This is a genomic window from Labilithrix luteola, assembly GCF_001263205.1.
GTDB lineage: Bacteria > Myxococcota_A > Polyangia > Polyangiales > Polyangiaceae > Labilithrix > Labilithrix luteola.
In genome coordinates this window covers 1,415,205-1,432,440 of the sequence record NZ_CP012333.1, presented here as the reverse complement: position 1 = coordinate 1,432,440, position 17,236 = coordinate 1,415,205, and the positions used below count along the sequence as shown (strand labels likewise).

Annotated in this window: 16 protein-coding genes; 8 read left to right on the top strand and 8 right to left on the bottom strand. The window is 66.5% G+C overall.

Features of this window, described 5'->3' with window-relative positions; all coding sequences use genetic code 11:
• Window positions 1-8: 8 nt before the first annotated feature.
• Window positions 9-212: a Flp family type IVb pilin gene (locus AKJ09_RS06485; RefSeq protein WP_146646310.1), complete on the bottom strand. Its 204-nt coding sequence runs from the start codon at window positions 210-212 to the stop codon at window positions 9-11.
• Window positions 213-476: 264 nt separating this feature from the next.
• On the opposite strand from AKJ09_RS06485, the gene AKJ09_RS06480 reads away from it, so the two are divergent.
• The gene (locus tag AKJ09_RS06480; RefSeq protein ID WP_146646309.1) at window positions 477-1,136 is read left to right on the top strand and encodes a hypothetical protein; all 660 of its coding nucleotides are present in this window, start codon (window positions 477-479) and stop codon (window positions 1,134-1,136) included.
• Window positions 1,137-1,203: 67 nt separating this feature from the next.
• Entirely contained in the window at window positions 1,204-1,710 is a 507-nt protein-coding gene (locus AKJ09_RS06475) for a DUF1993 domain-containing protein (RefSeq protein WP_146646308.1), read from the top strand.
• Window positions 1,711-1,716: 6 nt separating this feature from the next.
• Here the strand turns inward: AKJ09_RS06475 and AKJ09_RS06470 are convergent, their stop codons facing one another.
• Window positions 1,717-2,598: a serine/threonine-protein kinase gene (locus AKJ09_RS06470; RefSeq protein WP_169927312.1), complete on the bottom strand. Its 882-nt coding sequence runs from the start codon at window positions 2,596-2,598 to the stop codon at window positions 1,717-1,719.
• Between the two features lie 230 nt (window positions 2,599-2,828).
• On the opposite strand from AKJ09_RS06470, the gene AKJ09_RS06465 reads away from it, so the two are divergent.
• The 3 genes from AKJ09_RS06465 to AKJ09_RS06455 all read left to right on the top strand — a co-directional run bounded on the left by AKJ09_RS06465 (window position 2,829) and on the right by AKJ09_RS06455 (window position 6,238).
• Entirely contained in the window at window positions 2,829-3,740 is a 912-nt protein-coding gene (locus AKJ09_RS06465; RefSeq protein ID WP_146646306.1) for a sigma factor-like helix-turn-helix DNA-binding protein, read from the top strand.
• Between the two features lie 83 nt (window positions 3,741-3,823).
• Window positions 3,824-5,167: a serine/threonine-protein kinase gene (locus tag AKJ09_RS06460; RefSeq protein ID WP_146646305.1), complete on the top strand. Its 1,344-nt coding sequence runs from the start codon at window positions 3,824-3,826 to the stop codon at window positions 5,165-5,167.
• A gap of 81 nt (window positions 5,168-5,248) precedes the next feature.
• Window positions 5,249-6,238, top strand: coding sequence for a PEGA domain-containing protein (locus AKJ09_RS06455; RefSeq protein ID WP_146646304.1), 990 nt, complete (start codon window positions 5,249-5,251; stop codon window positions 6,236-6,238).
• A gap of 14 nt (window positions 6,239-6,252) precedes the next feature.
• On the opposite strand, the gene AKJ09_RS06450 is transcribed toward AKJ09_RS06455, so the two are convergent.
• The 6 genes from AKJ09_RS06450 to AKJ09_RS06425 all read right to left on the bottom strand — a co-directional run bounded on the left by AKJ09_RS06450 (window position 6,253) and on the right by AKJ09_RS06425 (window position 13,441).
• On the bottom strand, window positions 6,253-7,383 hold the full coding sequence (locus AKJ09_RS06450; protein WP_169927311.1) for an XdhC family protein: 1,131 nt from the start codon (window positions 7,381-7,383) through the stop codon (window positions 6,253-6,255).
• A gap of 111 nt (window positions 7,384-7,494) precedes the next feature.
• Window positions 7,495-8,397 (bottom strand): serine/threonine protein kinase, encoded by a 903-nt coding sequence (locus AKJ09_RS06445; RefSeq protein WP_169927310.1) that lies wholly within the window; start codon window positions 8,395-8,397, stop codon window positions 7,495-7,497.
• A 224-nt stretch (window positions 8,398-8,621) separates the two neighbouring features.
• Window positions 8,622-9,773, bottom strand: a complete 1,152-nt coding sequence (locus AKJ09_RS06440) for a hypothetical protein (RefSeq protein ID WP_146646301.1) — start codon at window positions 9,771-9,773, stop codon at window positions 8,622-8,624.
• Window positions 9,774-9,847: 74 nt separating this feature from the next.
• The gene (locus tag AKJ09_RS06435; protein ID WP_146646300.1) at window positions 9,848-10,693 is read right to left on the bottom strand and encodes a hypothetical protein; all 846 of its coding nucleotides are present in this window, start codon (window positions 10,691-10,693) and stop codon (window positions 9,848-9,850) included.
• Window positions 10,690-12,906: a TonB-dependent receptor gene (locus tag AKJ09_RS06430; RefSeq protein ID WP_169927309.1), complete on the bottom strand. Its 2,217-nt coding sequence runs from the start codon at window positions 12,904-12,906 to the stop codon at window positions 10,690-10,692. The genes AKJ09_RS06435 and AKJ09_RS06430 overlap by 4 nt, the downstream gene beginning before the upstream one ends.
• Window positions 12,907-12,976: 70 nt before the next feature.
• Window positions 12,977-13,441: a Fur family transcriptional regulator gene (locus AKJ09_RS06425; RefSeq protein WP_146646298.1), complete on the bottom strand. Its 465-nt coding sequence runs from the start codon at window positions 13,439-13,441 to the stop codon at window positions 12,977-12,979.
• A 478-nt stretch (window positions 13,442-13,919) separates the two neighbouring features.
• Here AKJ09_RS06425 and AKJ09_RS06420 point away from each other — a divergent pair, with 478 nt between their 5' ends.
• From AKJ09_RS06420 to AKJ09_RS54145, 3 genes are read left to right on the top strand one after another with little or no spacing between them, the layout of a single operon-like run.
• On the top strand, window positions 13,920-14,735 hold the full coding sequence (locus AKJ09_RS06420; RefSeq protein WP_146646297.1) for a hypothetical protein: 816 nt from the start codon (window positions 13,920-13,922) through the stop codon (window positions 14,733-14,735).
• A complete protein-coding gene (locus tag AKJ09_RS06415) occupies window positions 14,735-15,724 on the top strand; it encodes a tetratricopeptide repeat protein (protein WP_146646296.1) in 990 nt (329 codons plus the stop codon). The genes AKJ09_RS06420 and AKJ09_RS06415 overlap by 1 nt, the downstream gene beginning before the upstream one ends.
• Window positions 15,725-15,739: 15 nt before the next feature.
• Window positions 15,740-17,236, top strand: coding sequence for a hypothetical protein (locus AKJ09_RS54145; protein WP_205633619.1), 1,497 nt, complete (start codon window positions 15,740-15,742; stop codon window positions 17,234-17,236).

The following is a 17,236-nucleotide window of genomic DNA, read 5'->3' as shown; positions in this document are numbered from 1 at the left end:
CTCCAGGATCAGCCGGTGCGGATGCTGGTGACCTTGCCGCCTTCTTCCTGGATCTTGCCCTTGATGCTGTCACCGAACGCCGTGTAGGCCGCGATGGCGGAGAGGGCGACGACGCCGACGACGATCGCGTACTCGACCATCTCACCGCGTGTGTCGCCGGCGAGCCGGGTGAACCAGTTGCGGCAGCGGACGAGGACGTTCTTCGTGTTCATGTTGTCTCCTTGGCGGGCTGCTCGAAGCGAGCGGCCGTGCGAGACGTATTTGCAACCTGAAGGCCAGCCACGACCAACACGCCACGTGGCAAATTTCCCGCTAATTCCACGCATGGACCGCCGATGCACCACCTCCCCAGGGGGTTACGAATTGCGCATTCGGGGTGCGCAACTCGTGAATGGATATCGGTGAAGGAGACGGCGTTTCCCGGACGGATTTGCAGCTTCCGACTGGCTCGGTCTCTGCACTCGCCGACGTGCGAGATGCCATCGAGTCTCTCTTCGTCGTTCGTCGCCTTCCTGCTCGCCACGCTGCCGATCGGTTGTGCGAGTTTTCGCTCGCCGCCTCCGCCGGGACCCACCCACGTGGTGGTCGTCGTCTCGAGCGACCCCGACGAGCCCCTCTCCGACGTGGAGGTCTCGGCGGGCGGGACCACGACCAAGACCGACCTGAATGGCCGCGCACGACTCTCCCTCGCCGGCGAAGACGGAACGCAGGTCGATCTGTCGGTCAGCTGTCCGCAGGGCTTCGCTCCTCCTTCGCGAATGCCTTCGTTGATCATCCGTCGATCGAGCGGCACGCCCGAGTACGAGGTCTCGTGCAAGCCCTTCGATCACGGAATCATCATCGCCCTTCGGACCCCGGGCGTTCCGAACCTGCCCGTCCGGTATTTCGGTCGTGTCATCGGCAAGACCGATGCGATGGGCTATGCGCTCTTGAAGCTCGAGCCGCGCACGGGAGAGACGCTGACGCTCACCTTGGATACCTCCGACGAGAAGCTCCGCTACCTCCGGCCGCAGATGCCAGAGCTCAGCGTTTCCGTCCCGGACGGTGAAGAGGTCTTCACGCTCGAGCAGAAATTCATGGAAGAGAAGCCGAAAGTCGTGGCGAGGAAGCCGTCGAAGCCCGTTCGCATCGAGTAACGACGAAGCGGAATCTCCGCCGGGCGAAAGCCGTGAATCGGACCGTGCGCTGCTTTACGATGCGCGCATGTACTTCGAAGCCATCGGACAGATGAAGAAGATGCTCGGTCAGCTCGACAAGTGGCTCGAGGCGGCCGGCACGTACGCTCAAACCAAGAACTTCGACCCGAACGTCATCGTTGGCCTTCGTCTCGCGCCCGATCAGTTCGCCTTCGCGCGCCAGATCCAGAGCTGCTGCGATTCGGCGAAATTCGCCGCGTTCCGCCTCGCCGGCAAAGAGACGCCCAAGCAGGAGGACAACGAGAAGACCCTCGACGAGCTCCGCGCGCGCGTTCGCTCGACCATCGGCCTCCTCGACGGCTTCACCGCGCAGGACTTCGCCGAGGCCGCGACGCGCAAGGTCGCGCAGCCGCGCTGGGAAGGAAAGTGGATGACCGGGCCCGATTACTTCCTCGAGCACGCGCAGCCGAACTTCTTCTTCCACCTCAATCACGCCTACGCCATCTTGCGTCACAACGGCGTGAACATCGGCAAGCGTGACTACCTCGGCCCGCTCTCGCTCCACAATCCCTGAGGTCGATCACCGATAGCGCGCATACCCCGAGAGTACGTTGCCGAGACCGTCGACGCTCGGCGCGCGCTTCGCGTGCTCGCCCTGCAAGGCGTGCATGACTGCATTCGTGACGTCCCGCGGGAGCTCCGGCGCTCGTTGCTCCAGCGGGACGATCGCGCCGCGGGTATGCACCTTGATGACCTCACCGAGCGTGCGCGCCGCGATGGGAAGGTCGCCCGAGAGCGCACGGTACGCGATGACTCCGACGGCCCACACGTCGACGCGCGCGTCGATTCTCTGCTCGCCGAAGATCTGTTCGGGGGCCATGTAGCGCGGTGTTCCGAGCAGCTCGCCGGTTCGCGTGATCGCCGACCCTGCCAGGCTCGATTCTTCGAGGAGCTTGGCGACACCGAAGTCGAGGATCGAGATCCGATCGCGCTGGACGAACACGTTCTGCGGTTTGAGATCCCGATGGACCACGCCCTGAGCATGCGCGTAGGCGATCGCGTTGAGGACGGGCAGGAGATACGCCACGGTGTGCTCGAGCGAGAGCTTGCCGGCGCGGCCGAGGACCTTTTCGAAGGTCTCGCCGCCGAGCAGCGGCATCACGAGGACGGGACCGAGCGCGCGATCGTCGAACACCTCGTGCACGGGCACGATGTTCGGATGCTGCAGCGTCATCGCGATGCGCGCTTCACGTCGATGACGCCGAACGTTGTGCGAAGCCGAATGGCGCAGCACCTTGAGGGCGAATGCGTGGGAGCCATCGTGGCCTTCCCAGACCACTCCCGCGCCGCCGACCCCGAGGCATCGCACGAGTACGTAACGACCGATGGTTTGTCCCGGGCCGAGGGTTTCGAGTGCTTCGGCCGGTTTGTGACCTGCTGCGTTCGGTCGTGTGTCTTTCACGAACGAAGCGACGAGCTCCCTACACATTGCGCACCGGTCGACATGCGCGAAGACACGCTTCTTCGCTTCTTGGGGGCGCGTGGGCCCGCTGCTGTCGAGCACCTCCAGCAATTCTTCTTCGGAAGGGCAGGCGTCCACGGGCCTTTGCCATCGTAGAGGATTCTTGACCGAACGGGAGTCTGGCGTTGGCGGGTGGTAGCGACAAAGGGCTCTGGTATGATCCCCAGTCGATGTCCGCCCATCCGCTCGCCGACGAACTTGGGCGTGCGCTTTCGCGGGAACGCCTCGCAACGCTCCCTTCCGGCTCCGAGCTCGAACCGCTCCTCGCAGCGAGGCTGACCGAAGCTCGTGCGGCACTTCCCGACGTGCACGTGCCGGACGTTTCGTTTCTTCGCGTCGTCGCCGAGCACCTTCCGACGGAATGCGTCCTCGAGAGTCTCGAGCGACTTTGCGCGCCCGACCTTCTCGTCGCGATCGGGTGTCTGTCGGGCGATCGGGCGGCGCTCGCGGTGTTCGACACGGCCTACGTCGTGCCGGTGGCAAGCCAAGTCGCTCGCTCTCATCGCCACTCGGACAGCAGCGAGCTCGGACAGCTCGTACGCCAGCGCGTGCTGGTGAGCCCGGACGGTCAGCCACCGAAGCTCGCGCAGTACACGGGGCGCGCGCCGCTCACCGCTTGGCTGCGCATGGTCGCGACGAGGATCGCCATCACGATGGAGCGTCGCGCCAAACCACTCGGCACCGAGCGCTCGATCGAGTCGGACGATGCCATTGCCGACATGATCTCGAACGACGTCGAGCTCGCGCACATTCGTTCGGAATACGGCGCTGCGTTCAAGACGGCATTCCACGAAGCGCTCGGCAGTCTCGAGGCCCAAGACCGCACCGTGCTCCGCATGAGTGTGCTCGACGGTCTGTCGATCGACGAGATCGCTTCGCTCTATCAGGTGCACCGCGCGACGGCCGCGCGATGGCTCGTCGCGATCCGCGAGCAACTCTTCAAGGGCACCCGCCAGCGACTCGCCGATCGCCTGCAGCTCGCGAACGCCGATTTCGAGAGCCTCGTCGGCGTCCTCATGAGCCGTCTAGACGTGAGCCTCCAGCGTGTTCTCGACGAGCTCGGGCCCGATCGGACGAAATAACGAACGATTCGCAGCGTTTATTCAGTTTCGGGCTCGACTGGACACACGCTGGACACACATTATCTCACAGGCTACGGTACAGCGTGTTCCTAGAACCCGGAAAAGTCGTTGCCGACCGCTACAAGGTGGTCGCTCGCGTCGGGGAAGGGGGCATGGGCCAGGTTTGGTCCGCCGTCCGTGAGGGCGATGGCCATCCTGTCGCTCTGAAGGTGCTGAAGGTCTCGGGCGTCGACCCGGTTCGGCGTCTCGTGCGCGAAGCGCGCATCGCGCAGCGGCTCCAACATCCGAACGTCGTCGCCGTCGAGGAGATCCTCGCCCCGCCTTCGGGCTCGCCCATCATCGTTCTCGAGCTGCTCGACGGCCAGTCGCTCCGCGATCGCCTCAACCTCGGTCCGATGACGATTTCGGAGGCGGCGCACACGATTGGAGCGGCCGTGGCTGCGGTCGGCAGCGCGCACTCGCTCGGCATCGTCCACCGCGACCTGAAGCCCGAAAATCTCTATCTCCATCGCGGCCGCGGAGGGACCACGATCACGAAGGTCCTCGACTTCGGCATCGCGAAGGTCGTGACGGCCGAAGAGCTGCACACCGCGGGCATGACCAACACGGGCACCATGCTCGGAACGCCTGCGTACATGGCGCCGGAGCAGATCTTCGGAGAGCGCGACGTCGATGGTCGCGCCGACGTCTGGGCGCTCGGTGTCATCCTCTACGAGTGCGTCTCGGGGTCGAGGCCGTTCGAGGGCGAGAACGCCGGTCAGATCTTCAAAGCCATCACGATGGGCAAGGCCACGCCGCTGGTGTCGCGTTGCCCTGACCTTCCGCCGAGCGTGCTCGGTCTCGTCGATCGCATGCTCGCGTCCGAGCGCACCGCGCGACCGAGCCTCGTGGAGATCCTGTCGGTCCTCGAAGGCCACGCCGACGGCCCGCTGCCGAAGATCACGGCAGCTACGCCGCTTCCGGCTTCGATCGATCCTCTCGCGCAAACGCTGGATGTCCAGGATTTCTGGACTCCCCCGCCGCTGCACGTGTCGGTTGGACGTGGTGGTTCCGCTCCGGTGAAGCGTCGTGTGCCCGTCTGGATAGTTGCAGCCGGCGCTCTCGTCGTCCTCGCGATCGGAGGAGGGCTCGTGCGGGCGCGAGCGCACACCGCAGCTCCGGTGCCTGCGCTCGAGGCATCGGCCGTCGTGAAGACCGAGGCGACGACACCTGCGCCGGCGCAATCGGCATCGGCTCCTCCGGTCGTCGCGGAACCTGCCGAGCCCGTGGCGATCGTCGATGCCGGAGCCGCTCCTCCATCGGCTCCCTCGAAGCGGCCGGCCACGCGAAGCTCGTCCGTTTCCGCTGGCGGGGCGGCCCATCCGGGAACGCCCTCGTCGGCGCCCGCGCGCTTGCCGGGGGGCGTCCACGCCGTCAGTCCGTACTGATCCCCTCGGAAGCGCCTCACTTTTCTGCGACTTCGACGAGCGCCTCACGTCACCTAGAGTGAAAACACTGCTCGAGGACCCGTGAAACTCTCCCTTTCGCTCGTTGGAATCGCTCTCTTCGTCGCCTGCTCGGCGCACGAAGCGCGTGCGGACGACGATGCCGATCGCGCGCGCTCGGCCTTCACCGAGGGCACGGTGCTCGTCGAGAAGGCGCAGTGGGCCGAAGCCCTCACGGCGTTCGAACGGGCACGAGCGGTACGCAAACATCCGGTCACCACGTTCAACATGGCGGCGTGCGAGCGCGCGATGGGCCACTACACGCGCGCTCGTCAGCTCTATCTCGAAGCGCTCGCCGAGCACGAAGGTGGTGCGAAGGAGCATCGTCTCTTGCCCGCGAGCCTCGTCTCCGAGGCCCATGCGATCCTCGGTGAGCTCGATCGCATGCTCGTGCGCTTCAAGCTGACGGTGGAGCCCGCCGAATCCACGCTCGCGATCGACGGGCGACCTCTGTTCCCGTCCGGCACCGATCTGGTCGCCGGCATTCGTTCGCCCGGGCCTGGCGAGCCCGCGCCGCGCGGGACCTTCACCGTGGTGCTCGACCCGGGCCTCCACATCCTCATGTTCTCGCGTCGTGGCTTTCGCGACACGACGGTCTCTCGCTCCTTTTCGGCAGGCGAATCGGGGTCGCTGAACTTCGAGCTCTCGCGCTTGCCCGCCACCATCAAGATCTCGGCGTCCGAGCCGAGCGCGCTCGTCGCGGTGAACGGCGTCGACGTAGGACCGGCGCCCGTCGACGTCTTGCGACCTGCCGGACTCTATCGCGTCTTGGTCCGGCGCGACGGATTCGTTCCCTACGAATCCCAGGTCACCGTCGAGGCCGGGCAGGAAGCGGCGATGCGCGCCACGCTCCGTCGCGAGACGCCGTCGGTGTTCTCGCGTTGGTGGTTCTGGACCGCCGCGGGATGTGTCGTCGCCTCCGCCGCCGCCACCACGTACTTCCTCACGCGACCGGAGCCGACGCGGCCCGACGTCGGTGGCGGCACGCTCGGCTGGAAAGCCGAAGTGAAGTAGTCACAGGGAGGTCGTCACTCGGCGGCCGACTCGGCGACGCGCACCCGCGGGTGGGTGCGATCGCGCAGGCGCCGGCCATCGCGATCCGAGAGCGTGGCCTGAATCTCCGCCAAGATCGCGAGCGCGATCTCCTCCGGCGTGTCGGTGCCAAGGTCGAGCCCCGCGGGGCTATGCAACCCCGAGGACGACGCGAACGTCATCGGTCCCGACTCGGACAGCAGGCGATCGGTTCGACGACGGGGACCGAGCACGCCGAGATAGGCGAGGGGGAGAGGCGCGAGGGCGCGTAGGAGCGCGCGATCCTGATCGGCGCTGTGAGTCATGACGATGCAAGCGGCGCCGACCGGAATGGAGAGCCCCGCGAGCGGCTTGTCCATCGACAGAACGTGCACGTCGTCCGCGAGCGGGAAGCGCTCGACCTTCGCGCATTCGGCGCGCGCATCGGCCACGCTCACGAGCCAGCCGAGCTCCTTGGCGAGACTCACGACGGGCATCACGTCGTTGCCGGCGCCGAAGACGAAGAGCGAGGTCGGCGGCTTCACGAGCTCGAAGCTGACCTCGAGCTCGTTCGACGAGCCGAGAACGCAGGTCTCCGAGCGTCGATGAAGCAGACACGTCGACGCGCCTTCGGCGAGCGCGCGCTTGAGATTGGAATCGCCAACGTTGCCCGAGACGATTGCGTCGGGGCCGACGATCACGCGATCGCCGACGCGCGCGAGCGACGAATCTGCCGACGCGATGATCGTGGCGAGAACACCGGGGCGTCGATGTTCGTGACACGCGGCGAGCAGCGCGAGCTGCGCGTTGTCTTCGCCGGCGTCGATGCGCTCGAGGAGCATGTGCACCGTGCCGTCGCTGTCGGCACCTTTGGCGCACTCCTCTTCACCGTCGTCGGAGCGCGTGGTGAAACGAACGACGCGAGGGGTGCCTTTGCGGGCCTCGATCCAGGCCTGGCGCGCGACTTCGTCTTCGATGCAGCCGCGACTCACCGAGCCGACGCAGCGGCCGTCGGGCAGAACGAGCAGTCGAGCTCCCGGCTTTCGATAGGTCGAGCCTTCGACTTTCACGACCGTGGCGAGGACGACTTCCTGGCCCGCCTCACGCGCTTCCTTCCACGCCGCCAAAATGGCCTGACGCTCTTTCACGGGGTGCCCTTCACGAGTGCCGATGAAAGTGCGTCCGTCCTGGTTCGAGTCAATGCGGCGGCTCCGTGGCCGCACACGGGTGCGGAGGTGCCTTCGCGTCACGCGGTCGGATCACGCTGCGCGACGAAGGACGTGTCGCTTTGGCGCCGCCGTGCGCAGGACCTTGTCGAGCGCGTCACCGAGCTCTTTCGCGGAAGCGAACCGCCAGAACGGATCGGGATGAAGTGCGCGATTCATCCACTCGTCGATCTCGTCGTCGAGATCGGGGCGCAGAACGGCAGCCGACGGCAGGGCGCCCGCGCGTACGCCCATGAGCACTTCGAGGAAGCTCTCGCCGGGGAACGGGCACCGGCCGGTCAGGCACTCGAACGCGACGACACCGAGCGCATACAGATCGGAGCGCGAGTCCGGAGGGCTGACGCCGAAGAGCACCTCGGGCGCCATGTACTCGGGCGTGCCGGCGAGCTCGTATTGCTCGGGGCGATCCTTGCCGACGATCGACTCGGCGATGCCGAAGTCGATGAGCTTCACGAGCGGGCGATCGCCGCCCTCGTCGACGAGAAAGACGTTGTCCGGTTTGACGTCTTGATGAATCACGCCGAGCGCATGCGCGCGCGTGAGCGCTCGGGCGATCTGTTTGACGATGTCCGCGGTCTCCGTGAGCGTGAGCGTGCCCTTGCGCGCGAGTCGCTCCGAGAGCGTCTCGCCCTGGAGGCGCTCGTACACGATGCACGGCGCGCCGCTGCGCGTCACGGCCATGCCGAGGACCTTGACCACGTGAGGGCTCAGCATGCGCGCGGCGAGCGCGGCCTCACGGTGGAACCGTTCGATGACGTTCGCCTTGTGTGCATGCTCGTGGCGCATGACTTTGACGGCGACGTCGATACCGAGCACGACGTCGCGCGCCGCATACACGCATCCGATGGCGCCTTCGCCGATGATCTCGCCCACCATGTAGCGTGATTCGAGCACCGGCGTCGGCATGCGGTTGTCGAGCAGCTCTTCGATCCTCATCGCCCTCATTCCTCGAGAACGACGAATTGCACGGCGTATGCCGCTCCTCGGAGGGCCTTTCGGAGGCTTTGGCGCCAACCACGTGACGGTGGGAGGGCGCAGACCGCCAGGAAGTCGTCGATCGGGAAAACTGGGAGTCTCGTAGGGCGACTCCCTGAGTTCGAATTTTGACGCTTTGCCGTGGGCGGATGTGCGTATGCGCGTGTGCGCGCACATGGCCGCGCTCAGGGAGCGAACGCGTTCTTCACCACGCACTCGCCGTCGGCGTTCATGTGGCCGCCCGAGGCCGCCGAATACGCGAGGTACGAGGCGTAGCTGTTCGCCTTCGCGAAGCTGGTGCCGTTGGCGTCGAAACGCATCTGACCGTTCGGTGCGGTGTAGTCCGAGACCAGGCTTCGCCACGGCAGCGGTTCGCCGCTTCGGGTCGTGAAGCCGGTGACGTCGACGTTCGCGAGATCGTCGATGGTGACGGTGCCATCGGCCGAGGCGTTGGCGGCAATGGGGTCGAAGTGGAGCGGCGTGCCCTCCACGTTCAGCTTGTCCCAGAATGCGTGGTCGGTGTGGATCGTGATCTGGACGGTCGTGGGGCCGTTGGCGCTCGCTTGGACACCGCGAGGGAACTCGCCGCCGACCTGCTGCAGGTCGGTGTTCCGGCAATTGACGTAGCTCGACGGGTTGTGGAGACCGAGGGTGAACTTCACCTCCGTCGGGATCTTGGAGAACACCGACGAGGCGTCGGGCGCGGGGCCTCGGTAGGTGGCTTTGCCGGCGAAGATCATCGACCAGCCGCGCGCCTTTGCCTGCTCGTAAAGAGCCTGACCCTCGGCATCGAGGTTGACCATCTTTGCGGCGCTCGAGGCCTGTACGAGGTCGTAGCTGAACGCGTAGCGCGCCGTGGGGTCGAACGATGCGCCGTTCGACTGTGAAGCGATCGACGTGATGGCGACCGTCTTCTCGTCGGGCGAGCCGCTCTTGCCGACCAGATTGCCGCCGAGGGTGGCGTCGACGGCCCACGGTCCGTCCGCCGTCGCCACGACGCCGCCCATGTCCTCCGGGTTACCTTCGTTCTTGTCGGGATCGGCGTTCACGCGAATCTTGTCGACGGTGATGATGACGTGCTCGAAGTTGACGGCCCAGCCGTCGACGAACGCCGGCGGATCGCCCGAGGCGAGCGCGCTCGACGTCCAGTCGTAGCCGACGGCTGCGAGATCTTCGCCGGACACCGTGACGACAAAGCCGCCTTTGCCCGGATCGGTCACGTCGGTCGGCGAGCCTGGCGAGCCTGGCGAACCTGCAGTGGTGTCATCGCTGCTGCACGCGACGACTCCGGGGATCAGACATGCAGCGACGAGGGCAAGGGGGCGAACGAGCTTCATGAGGTCTCCTGCAATTGGTGTTCTATTGCAACTTGATTGGCGTAAGAGTGCGCTGTCGCCGGCGGGACAGGGCGTCAGCGCGGGATCCAGCGGACGGCGTACGTGCCCGTGGCGTCGTGGAGGCCCTGGTACAGGTTGGTCATCACCTGGTCGGTGGAGACCGCGCCGCTCTTGCTTTGCACGAGCACCTTGGTGCCGTCTCGGTCGGTGGGATTGGCCTCGAGGTTCGCGAAGTTCGCGCCTCGGAAAAGGCGGGCGACGTCGAGGCGGATTTCCAGATGGCCGCCTTCGTCGGGGAAGAAGCTCGAGGGGATGCCGCGCACCTGGCGTAGACCGGTGATCGACGCGGTGCCACGCGTGCCGTTGACCTGGTCGGGTTGCCAGGCGTCGTTCAAGATCAGCTGGCCGCGGAAGGCCACGTTGGTGGAATCGCGAACGGCGACGCCGGCCACGTCGAGCGCGACGGTCGCGATCTTCGTACTCTCGGCGGACACGCCGGGCTCGGGGTAGAACCAGATCTCCGACGTTCGGACTTCGTCTTGCGTCATCGTCCCGCGCACGGGGAAGGTGACGAGCTCCGACGAGAGTGCGTCGAAGCGGACTTGCCCGAGAACTTCGCCGACGACACGGCCGTCGTCGAGGTGGCCTTCTCCATGCGCCCACGCGTTTTTCACGAAGAGCTCGCGCAGGCTTTGCGTCGAGTCGCGGAGAGGGGCGACGACGTTGAGATAGACGGGCCCGAGCGTGATCTCGGCTTTGGTGAGCGTGATCGTCCAGCCGGTCTCGTTCGTGAACGTCGTTCGGTCTTCGACGCCGCCGATGCGCGCGTCGAAGGCGAAGCGCTTGCTGCCGGTGGACCCCGCGCATCCCCACGCGATACCGAGCGCGAGGAAGGTGCCTGCGACGACTCGATGCTTCATGGGGTTCCTTTCTCTCCGTCGAGGGTCACGGTGATCGTGGCGTAGAGCGCGCGCGGCTCACCCGCGACGAAGTGACGTGCGGCTACCTGCGTGGGGTAGGGCTGGCTATGGAAGTCCGAGGCGTAGTTGAACTCGGCGAGCCGATAGCGACGGTCGATCAGGTTCGTGGCCATGAGGCCGAGCGACAGGGCGCGCCATCGAACGGATGCACCGAGATCGACGAGGAAGATGGTGTCGGAGCGCTCGTCGTACGGAAGTGGACGCGAGCCCACGTACGAGACGCCGGTTCCGAGCGACGCGCGGAGCGGATGTCCTTCGAGGCGAATCGGGAGCTCGCCGAAGACGACCGCATCGGTCCGAGCGACGAGGTTCGGCGCGTAGGGAATGTCGAGATGCGTGTCGTCGAAGCGCGCCCGGACGAGCGTGAGGTTCGCGGCGACGTCGAAGAACGAGCCTGTCACGCGGGCGTTTCCGGCCCAGCCGGTGCGCGTGGTGCCGCCGGCGAGCGTGTTTCGACCCTCGGTCTGGTTGAAGAAGAGGTCCTTGTCGACGTGCGTCTGGAAGAAGACCGAGCGCGCGCTCAGATCGACGTCACCGAGCGAGCGAAGGTAGGCGACGCCCGTTTCCCAAGCGGTGACCTCGGCGAAGGGCGACTTCAGGTCTTGATTGACGTACTGCGGGTCGATGCTGCGCGAGCCCTTGCCGATGCTGGTGCTCGCGGTGAAGCCTTCGAAGGGGCCGAGAAGGAGCGTACCTCGCGGCTGGACGATCGACGCGGCGGTGGAGGCCGTCTGCGTGGGGTTGCGGTAGCCCTGGCGGTCGGACGAGAAGCACTCGGTGTCGAGCGGATCGCCGCCGAACGAGCTCTGCGTGTTCACCGCGCAGCGGTTTTCGACGAGGTAATGATAGAAGTCGCCGCGGAGGCCGCCGCGTAGGGTGACCCACGGGAGCGGCTTGAGGCTCGCGTCGGCGTACATGCCGATGTCGACGACGCCCGACGCGAGATCGAGGTCGGTTCGGTAAGGCACCGTCGTGCCGTCGCGATCGCGCTGCTGGGTAGCGTCGATGCGGTCGTAGCGTCCGACGTAGCCGAGCTCGAGCTCCTGTTTGCGGCCGAAGGCCCGAAAGCTGCTGCGCGCGCTGCCGCGCCCTCCGACGGTGAGCTCGCGCGCACGTTGGTCGACGAGATCGCCTCGCTGGGCGTGCGGCGATTGCCAGGTCTGCTGGGGATCTTGCTGGAAGCCGGTGAAGTTCTGGCGAAGCCGGAAATCGCGGAGCACGAGGAAGGCGGATTGCGAGAGCCTCGTGTTGCCAGCCTTGCCCTCGAGTGTTCCGGAGATCGAGTGCCGCGAGGAGTCACCTCCCTGCGAAGGGTCGTAGGTGTCGAAGAACCCTTTGCGGCCGGAGGCGACGTCGTCGACGCGCAAGACACCGGCCTGGCCGTAGTGCGTGGCGTAGGACGAGATGAGGATTCGATAGCTTCCCGATTTACCGAGCGAACCTTCGTAGCCGCCCATCGCCGTGGCGCGTTCGGCGCCGCGGTTCTGTCCGAAGCCGTCGGTCTTGTAGAGCTCCGCACCCGCGAAGGTCCGCTCGGTGAAGCCTTCGGGACGCCACAGCAAGAGCAGCCGCTTCGTGTTCCATGAGCCGGCCATGGCCTGCATCGTGAGGCCAGGTGACGAGAGACCGAGCTCGTAGAGCGCCGAGCCGGCCACCGCGAAGTTTCCTTGCTGCGGAGCGAAGGGGCCTTCGATGACGCGCAGGCGTCGAACGAGCTCGGGGATGATGAAGTGGTTATCGGCGACGCCGTTGCCGTGCGGGTTTCCGACTTCGTTGATAGGCACACCGTCGACGCTGAACTCGACGTCTTGCCCTTCGCGCGCGTCGAACCCGCGCAGGAAGATCTGGTTGGGATGTCCGGCGCCACCTTCGTTGGTGAGAAAGACGCCGGGGGCGAGCCGGAGAAGGCTTGCCGCGTCGGTGTGGGGGACCTCGGCGAGCTTGTCGACGGGGATCTCGTAGTCGCCCGCGCCTCGACTCGGCATGTGCGAGCGGCCGACGACGTGGACCTCCTGTTCGGGAGGTGCCGTCGGGGCGACCTGCGCGCGAGCGAGGGCCGGGAGAGCGAAGGTGCCGGCGATCGCCAGGGTTTGGGCAAACCTCGGCGCCCGCCGCGCGGACCGCGCGACACGAGAAAAGACGACTGCGACCAAGCAGGTCGCTAGTTATCGTTAACGCAATTTTGTTGCAACAGCGATCGTGATGCCGATGGGCCGCCGCGGGCTACGCGCAGTTGTCGCAACGCCCTTTCAGCTGCACGGCGACCTTGTTGCGGATGACGGACTTGGGGGCCTTGCTGCCCTCCATCTTGAACGTGAGCCCCGGCAGGCAGGAGACCTCGCCGCAATCGACGCAGACGAAGTGGGGATGATCCTCGGTGTGCTCCGCGCCGCCCACGCCGCGCTTGAGCTCGAAGCGCCAGACGTGATCGCCGACGTCGGTTCGCGAGAGGATGTTCACCTCGGCCAGGTCCATCAGGATTCGGTAGATGGTGGCGCGATCGAAGCCCTTGTCCCCGAGGGCCTCGAAGAGCTCTGCGTGACTGTTGGGCCCGGAGTGCGTGTGAAAGTACTCGAGCACGGCGACACGGGGGGTGGTGCTTCGGAGCCCCACCGAGCGCAGGAGGGTCTGGAAGTCTTTTACCGTGGGAAGCTCGGCCTTGCGCGCTTTGCTCTTCGTGATGGCCATGGAAGATCGGTGAGGACTGTAGTCGCTATCGACGAGTCTTGCATGCGGGGCCGTGGTCGGAATCGCCCCGCTCGTCGGCTTCTTCGAGGGGGTCGCGCGCGGTCTTTGGCGCGGAGTCGATCGGGGGAAGTCGCCTGGTGCAGTTACAACCCAGTTGAGGGAGGGCCCGTCGTTTCCTTCCCCTCGTCGCGTGGGCCGGGTTAGAGGTGCCTTCGTCGGGGTTGGGGGCTGCGCGGCAGAATGTTGCAGCACGAATTTGCGCAACCTTCTCCGTGGACGGCCGATGGTGCGGCATCGACCTCGACGGTAAACTGCGCACGTAAGGGGCTCTCGTGACTTTCGGGTACAAAGAGGCGGATTTCGCGGCGCCGGTCGACGTGGCGGACGTGGCGACGGCTCGTCGTTCGTCCGAGACCCGCTCGCTTTGTCTGCCGCCTCTGGCGCCACTGGCCAGCGGCTTCCCTTTTGGAGGGCGTGCGTGAAGAACCAAAACACCAAACCGGGCGTCGGTCCGATGCGGGCTCGCGTCGAGGCCGATCCCGCCAGGAACGACACCGAGCCGTCGGCCTCGGCGCCGGCCAACGTCGACGACGTGCTGGACGGCCTCGCCGGCGCGACCCCTCCGGCGCCCGTTCGCGAGCAGGCGGAATCGGAAGGCGCCGACGGCGCGCGTTACGCGGGCGTGGCCTCGCCCGCCAAGAGTGTGTTGCCCGCCGAGCAGGCCGAGGGCGCCGTGATCATCGCGATGACGGAGCCCCTGCCCACGCTGCCGACGCCCGTGCAGGCGCTCGAGCCCGGACCGGTGGTGCTGACGAGGGAGCCCCGGATGGGCCACATGATCGAGGAGACGGTGCCCGCGGCCCATCGTCGGCGCGCCGTCCGTCGCAAGGTGCTGTCGCTGATCGCCATGGCAACGGTTCTTGCGACGACCTTCGCCGTCGTGCTCCTCGCCTCACGCGAGCGGCCGCAAGGCGAGCAGTCCGCGAAGCCGAGCGTGGCGTCGACTTCGGTGGCGGTGTCGACCGCGTCCGTCACGCCGGAACCGTCGGCTGCCGTGACCGCCGATCCGATCGAGACGGCGGCTCCTCCGCCCGTGGCCTCGAGTGCGGCGCGTCCGGTGGTGGCGCCCGTCGTGCCGGTCGTCGTGCCGGTCAAGGCCGTTACGGCGCAGCCCTCGCCGGCGCAGCCGCCTCCCACCGTCAAAGCTCCCGAACCGAAGCCTGCTTCGCCGGTGCCCACGCAACCGGCATCGCACGAGCCCCCTCCGAAAACCGACGCTCTACGGAACTTGTAATGCTTCGCTATCGATTCGTTCTTACGGCTGCACTCGTCACGTGCATCGCGCTCCCCGCCTCGGCTCAAGAAGACCCTCGCAAGGCCCAGGCCGAGGCTCTCTTCCAAGAAGGGCTCAAGCTCCACGACAAGGATCGCGAGAGCGAGGCCGTCGAGAAGTACCAGAAGGCGTACGCGACGTATCCGTCGCCGAACATTCTTCTGAACCTGGCCGTGTCCGAGAAGATCCTCGGACAGAACGTGAAGGCGCTGCGGCACTTCCGTGAAGCCGTTCGCAACCCGCTGCTCAACCCGAAGGGGTTGCCGATGGCGAAGAAGGCGATCGCGGAGCTCGAGCCGAAGGTGGCGCGCGTCGACGTGCGCGGCCCAGCCGGCCTCGTGGTGAAAGTGGATGGCGAGGAGCTCCGTTTGCCGCTCGCCGAGCCGCTCGATCTCGAACCGGGCACGGTAGTCGCGACCGGCACGCTCGACAGCGAGCGCTACGAAGGTCGCGTGCTGGCTTCCGTGGGCAGCGTGACCACGCTCGAGATGAAGCCCTCGTCGAGCGGCGCTGCCACGTCGTCCTCGCCCGCGAGCACGAGCTCGACGACCACGAACGTGGAGCCCCCGCCGGTCGTGCGCGAGAAGTCGTTCTGGGATACGGGACGCATCGCTGGCGTGGCCGCCTTCGGTGTGGGCCTCGTGGGCGTCGGCGCCGGCGTGTTGTTCGCTTCGAAGGCGAGCGACGACAAGGACAAGGCGGACGCTTTCCAGAACGAGCTCGGTCCGAGCGGCTGCTCGGGCGTCGGCTCGCCGAAATGCGGAGAATGGCACGACGCGCGCGATTCGCAGGATCGCAACGCGACGCTCTCGACCGTCTTCGTGATCAGCGGTGCGGTCGTCGCGGCCACCGGCGTGGCGCTGTTCGTGTGGCCTCGCAAGGAGGCGCCGCACGTAGTTCCTGCCGTGAGCCGTGATGGTGGTGGACTTACTCTCTTTGGAACCTTCTGAGTGCTTGGAGTGCCGATGAAAAACTACGTCTTGGGTCTTGGGGTGGTGGGCGCGTTCGTCTTCGCGGCGGCGTGCAGTCTCTCGACGAACGGTACGTGCCAAGAAAACGGCACGTGCCCCGAAACGGCCGGCCAGGACGGCGGCGACGAGCGCGACGCCGCCGACGCGGACTCCTCGGCTCCCGTTCCCGAAGGCTGCGACCCGAACGCGGAGCCGAAGAACTCACCGAAGTGCGTCGTGAACGATTACGGGGTGTTCGTCGACGGTACGACGGGCAACGACTCGAATGCAGGCACGAAGGAATCGCCGGTGAAGACGATCGGCGCGGCGCTCGGGAAGCTCGGCGGCAAACCTCGCGTCTATGTTTGCGAGGGCACGTACGCGGAGCACGTGAAGCTCTCGAGCGCGGTGTCCCTCTACGGCGGCTTCTCGTGCACGGGCTTCGCGGCGACGGAGGCGAAGCCGAAGATCGCGCCCGCAGACGCGGGGTACGCGCTGCAGATCGAAAAGGTCGCGGGCGCGGTGGTAATCGCAGACCTGGCTTTTGAATCCATCGCGGGCACGGAAGCGTCCCCGTCGAGCATCACGGCGTTCGTAAGCGACAGCGCAAACGTAACGTTCAAGCGCGTGTCATTGACGGCGCACGACGGAGCGGACGGCAAACCGGGCGCGGCGGGGACGAAGGGCACGCTGACGAGCGCCATGCCGACAGCGAATACCTTCGATGGAAACAAAGGTGACGCCACCAACGGCGGAGCGCCGCAGATCTGCACTTGCTCTACCGGCGGCACCAGTAAGGGCGGTGCTGGTGGCGTCAAAGGCGGTGATGGATCTGCGGGGAAGGAGGATCAGATGTCTCCGGACCCTACTAACGCAACTGGTGCGGGACAGACAGAAGCCGACTGTTTTTCGGGTGGCGTGAGTGCTCGCCCTGGATCCAACGCGCCCGCCGCGAGCCCCGCCGCGAGTGTGAGCAAGCTCGGCGAAGTTCAAGTGTCCGGATGGATTCCTTCGGCGGGCATTGTTGGACCCAACGGAACGCCAGGGCAGGGAGGCGGTGGTGGCGGCGGATCGGGCGGCGGCGGTGGTGGCGGCGGCTGCGGTGGCTGCGGTGGAAGCGGTGGCGGTGGCGGTGGCGGTGGCGGTGCAAGTGTTGCCTTGGTGAGCGTTGGAGCGTCTGCAGTGACGCTCGTTGACTCGACGCTGACCGCTGAAAAAGCGGGCAACGGTGGCACGGGGGGCGCGGGGGGCGAAGGTGGTACTGGCGGCGTGAAAGGTGGCAACGGCGGTGCCGCTTGCCTTGGCGCCAACGGTGGCAAAGGCGGGAACGGCGGTGCAGGTAGTGGCGGCGCGGGTGGTGTCTCGGCGGGCGTCCTCTACAGCGGAGTGAAGCCGACGCTTCAGAACACGACCATCACGCCCGGGACGAAGGGCGCGAAAGGTGTTGGTGGAGCGGCGGGCGTCAACGACGGGCCCGAGGGGCAGTCGGGCGACGTTATCGAGGTGAACTGA

Excerpts from the sequence above, each read along its gene's own strand:
- AKJ09_RS06425 (WP_146646298.1), bottom strand. The coding sequence starts at position 13,441 with ATGGCCATCACGAAGAGCAAAGCGCGCAAGGCCGAGCTTCCCACGGTA.
- AKJ09_RS06440 (WP_146646301.1), bottom strand. The coding sequence starts at position 9,773 with ATGAAGCTCGTTCGCCCCCTTGCCCTCGTCGCTGCATGTCTGATCCCC.
- AKJ09_RS06445 (WP_169927310.1), bottom strand. The coding sequence starts at position 8,397 with ATGAGGATCGAAGAGCTGCTCGACAACCGCATGCCGACGCCGGTGCTC.
- AKJ09_RS06435 (WP_146646300.1), bottom strand. The coding sequence starts at position 10,693 with ATGAAGCATCGAGTCGTCGCAGGCACCTTCCTCGCGCTCGGTATCGCG.
- AKJ09_RS06475 (WP_146646308.1), top strand. The coding sequence starts at position 1,204 with ATGTACTTCGAAGCCATCGGACAGATGAAGAAGATGCTCGGTCAGCTC.
- AKJ09_RS06480 (WP_146646309.1), top strand. The coding sequence starts at position 477 with ATGCCATCGAGTCTCTCTTCGTCGTTCGTCGCCTTCCTGCTCGCCACG.
- AKJ09_RS06465 (WP_146646306.1), top strand. The coding sequence starts at position 2,829 with ATGTCCGCCCATCCGCTCGCCGACGAACTTGGGCGTGCGCTTTCGCGG.
- AKJ09_RS06485 (WP_146646310.1), bottom strand. The coding sequence starts at position 212 with ATGAACACGAAGAACGTCCTCGTCCGCTGCCGCAACTGGTTCACCCGG.
- AKJ09_RS54145 (WP_205633619.1), top strand. The coding sequence starts at position 15,740 with ATGAAAAACTACGTCTTGGGTCTTGGGGTGGTGGGCGCGTTCGTCTTC.
- AKJ09_RS06415 (WP_146646296.1), top strand. The coding sequence starts at position 14,735 with ATGCTTCGCTATCGATTCGTTCTTACGGCTGCACTCGTCACGTGCATC.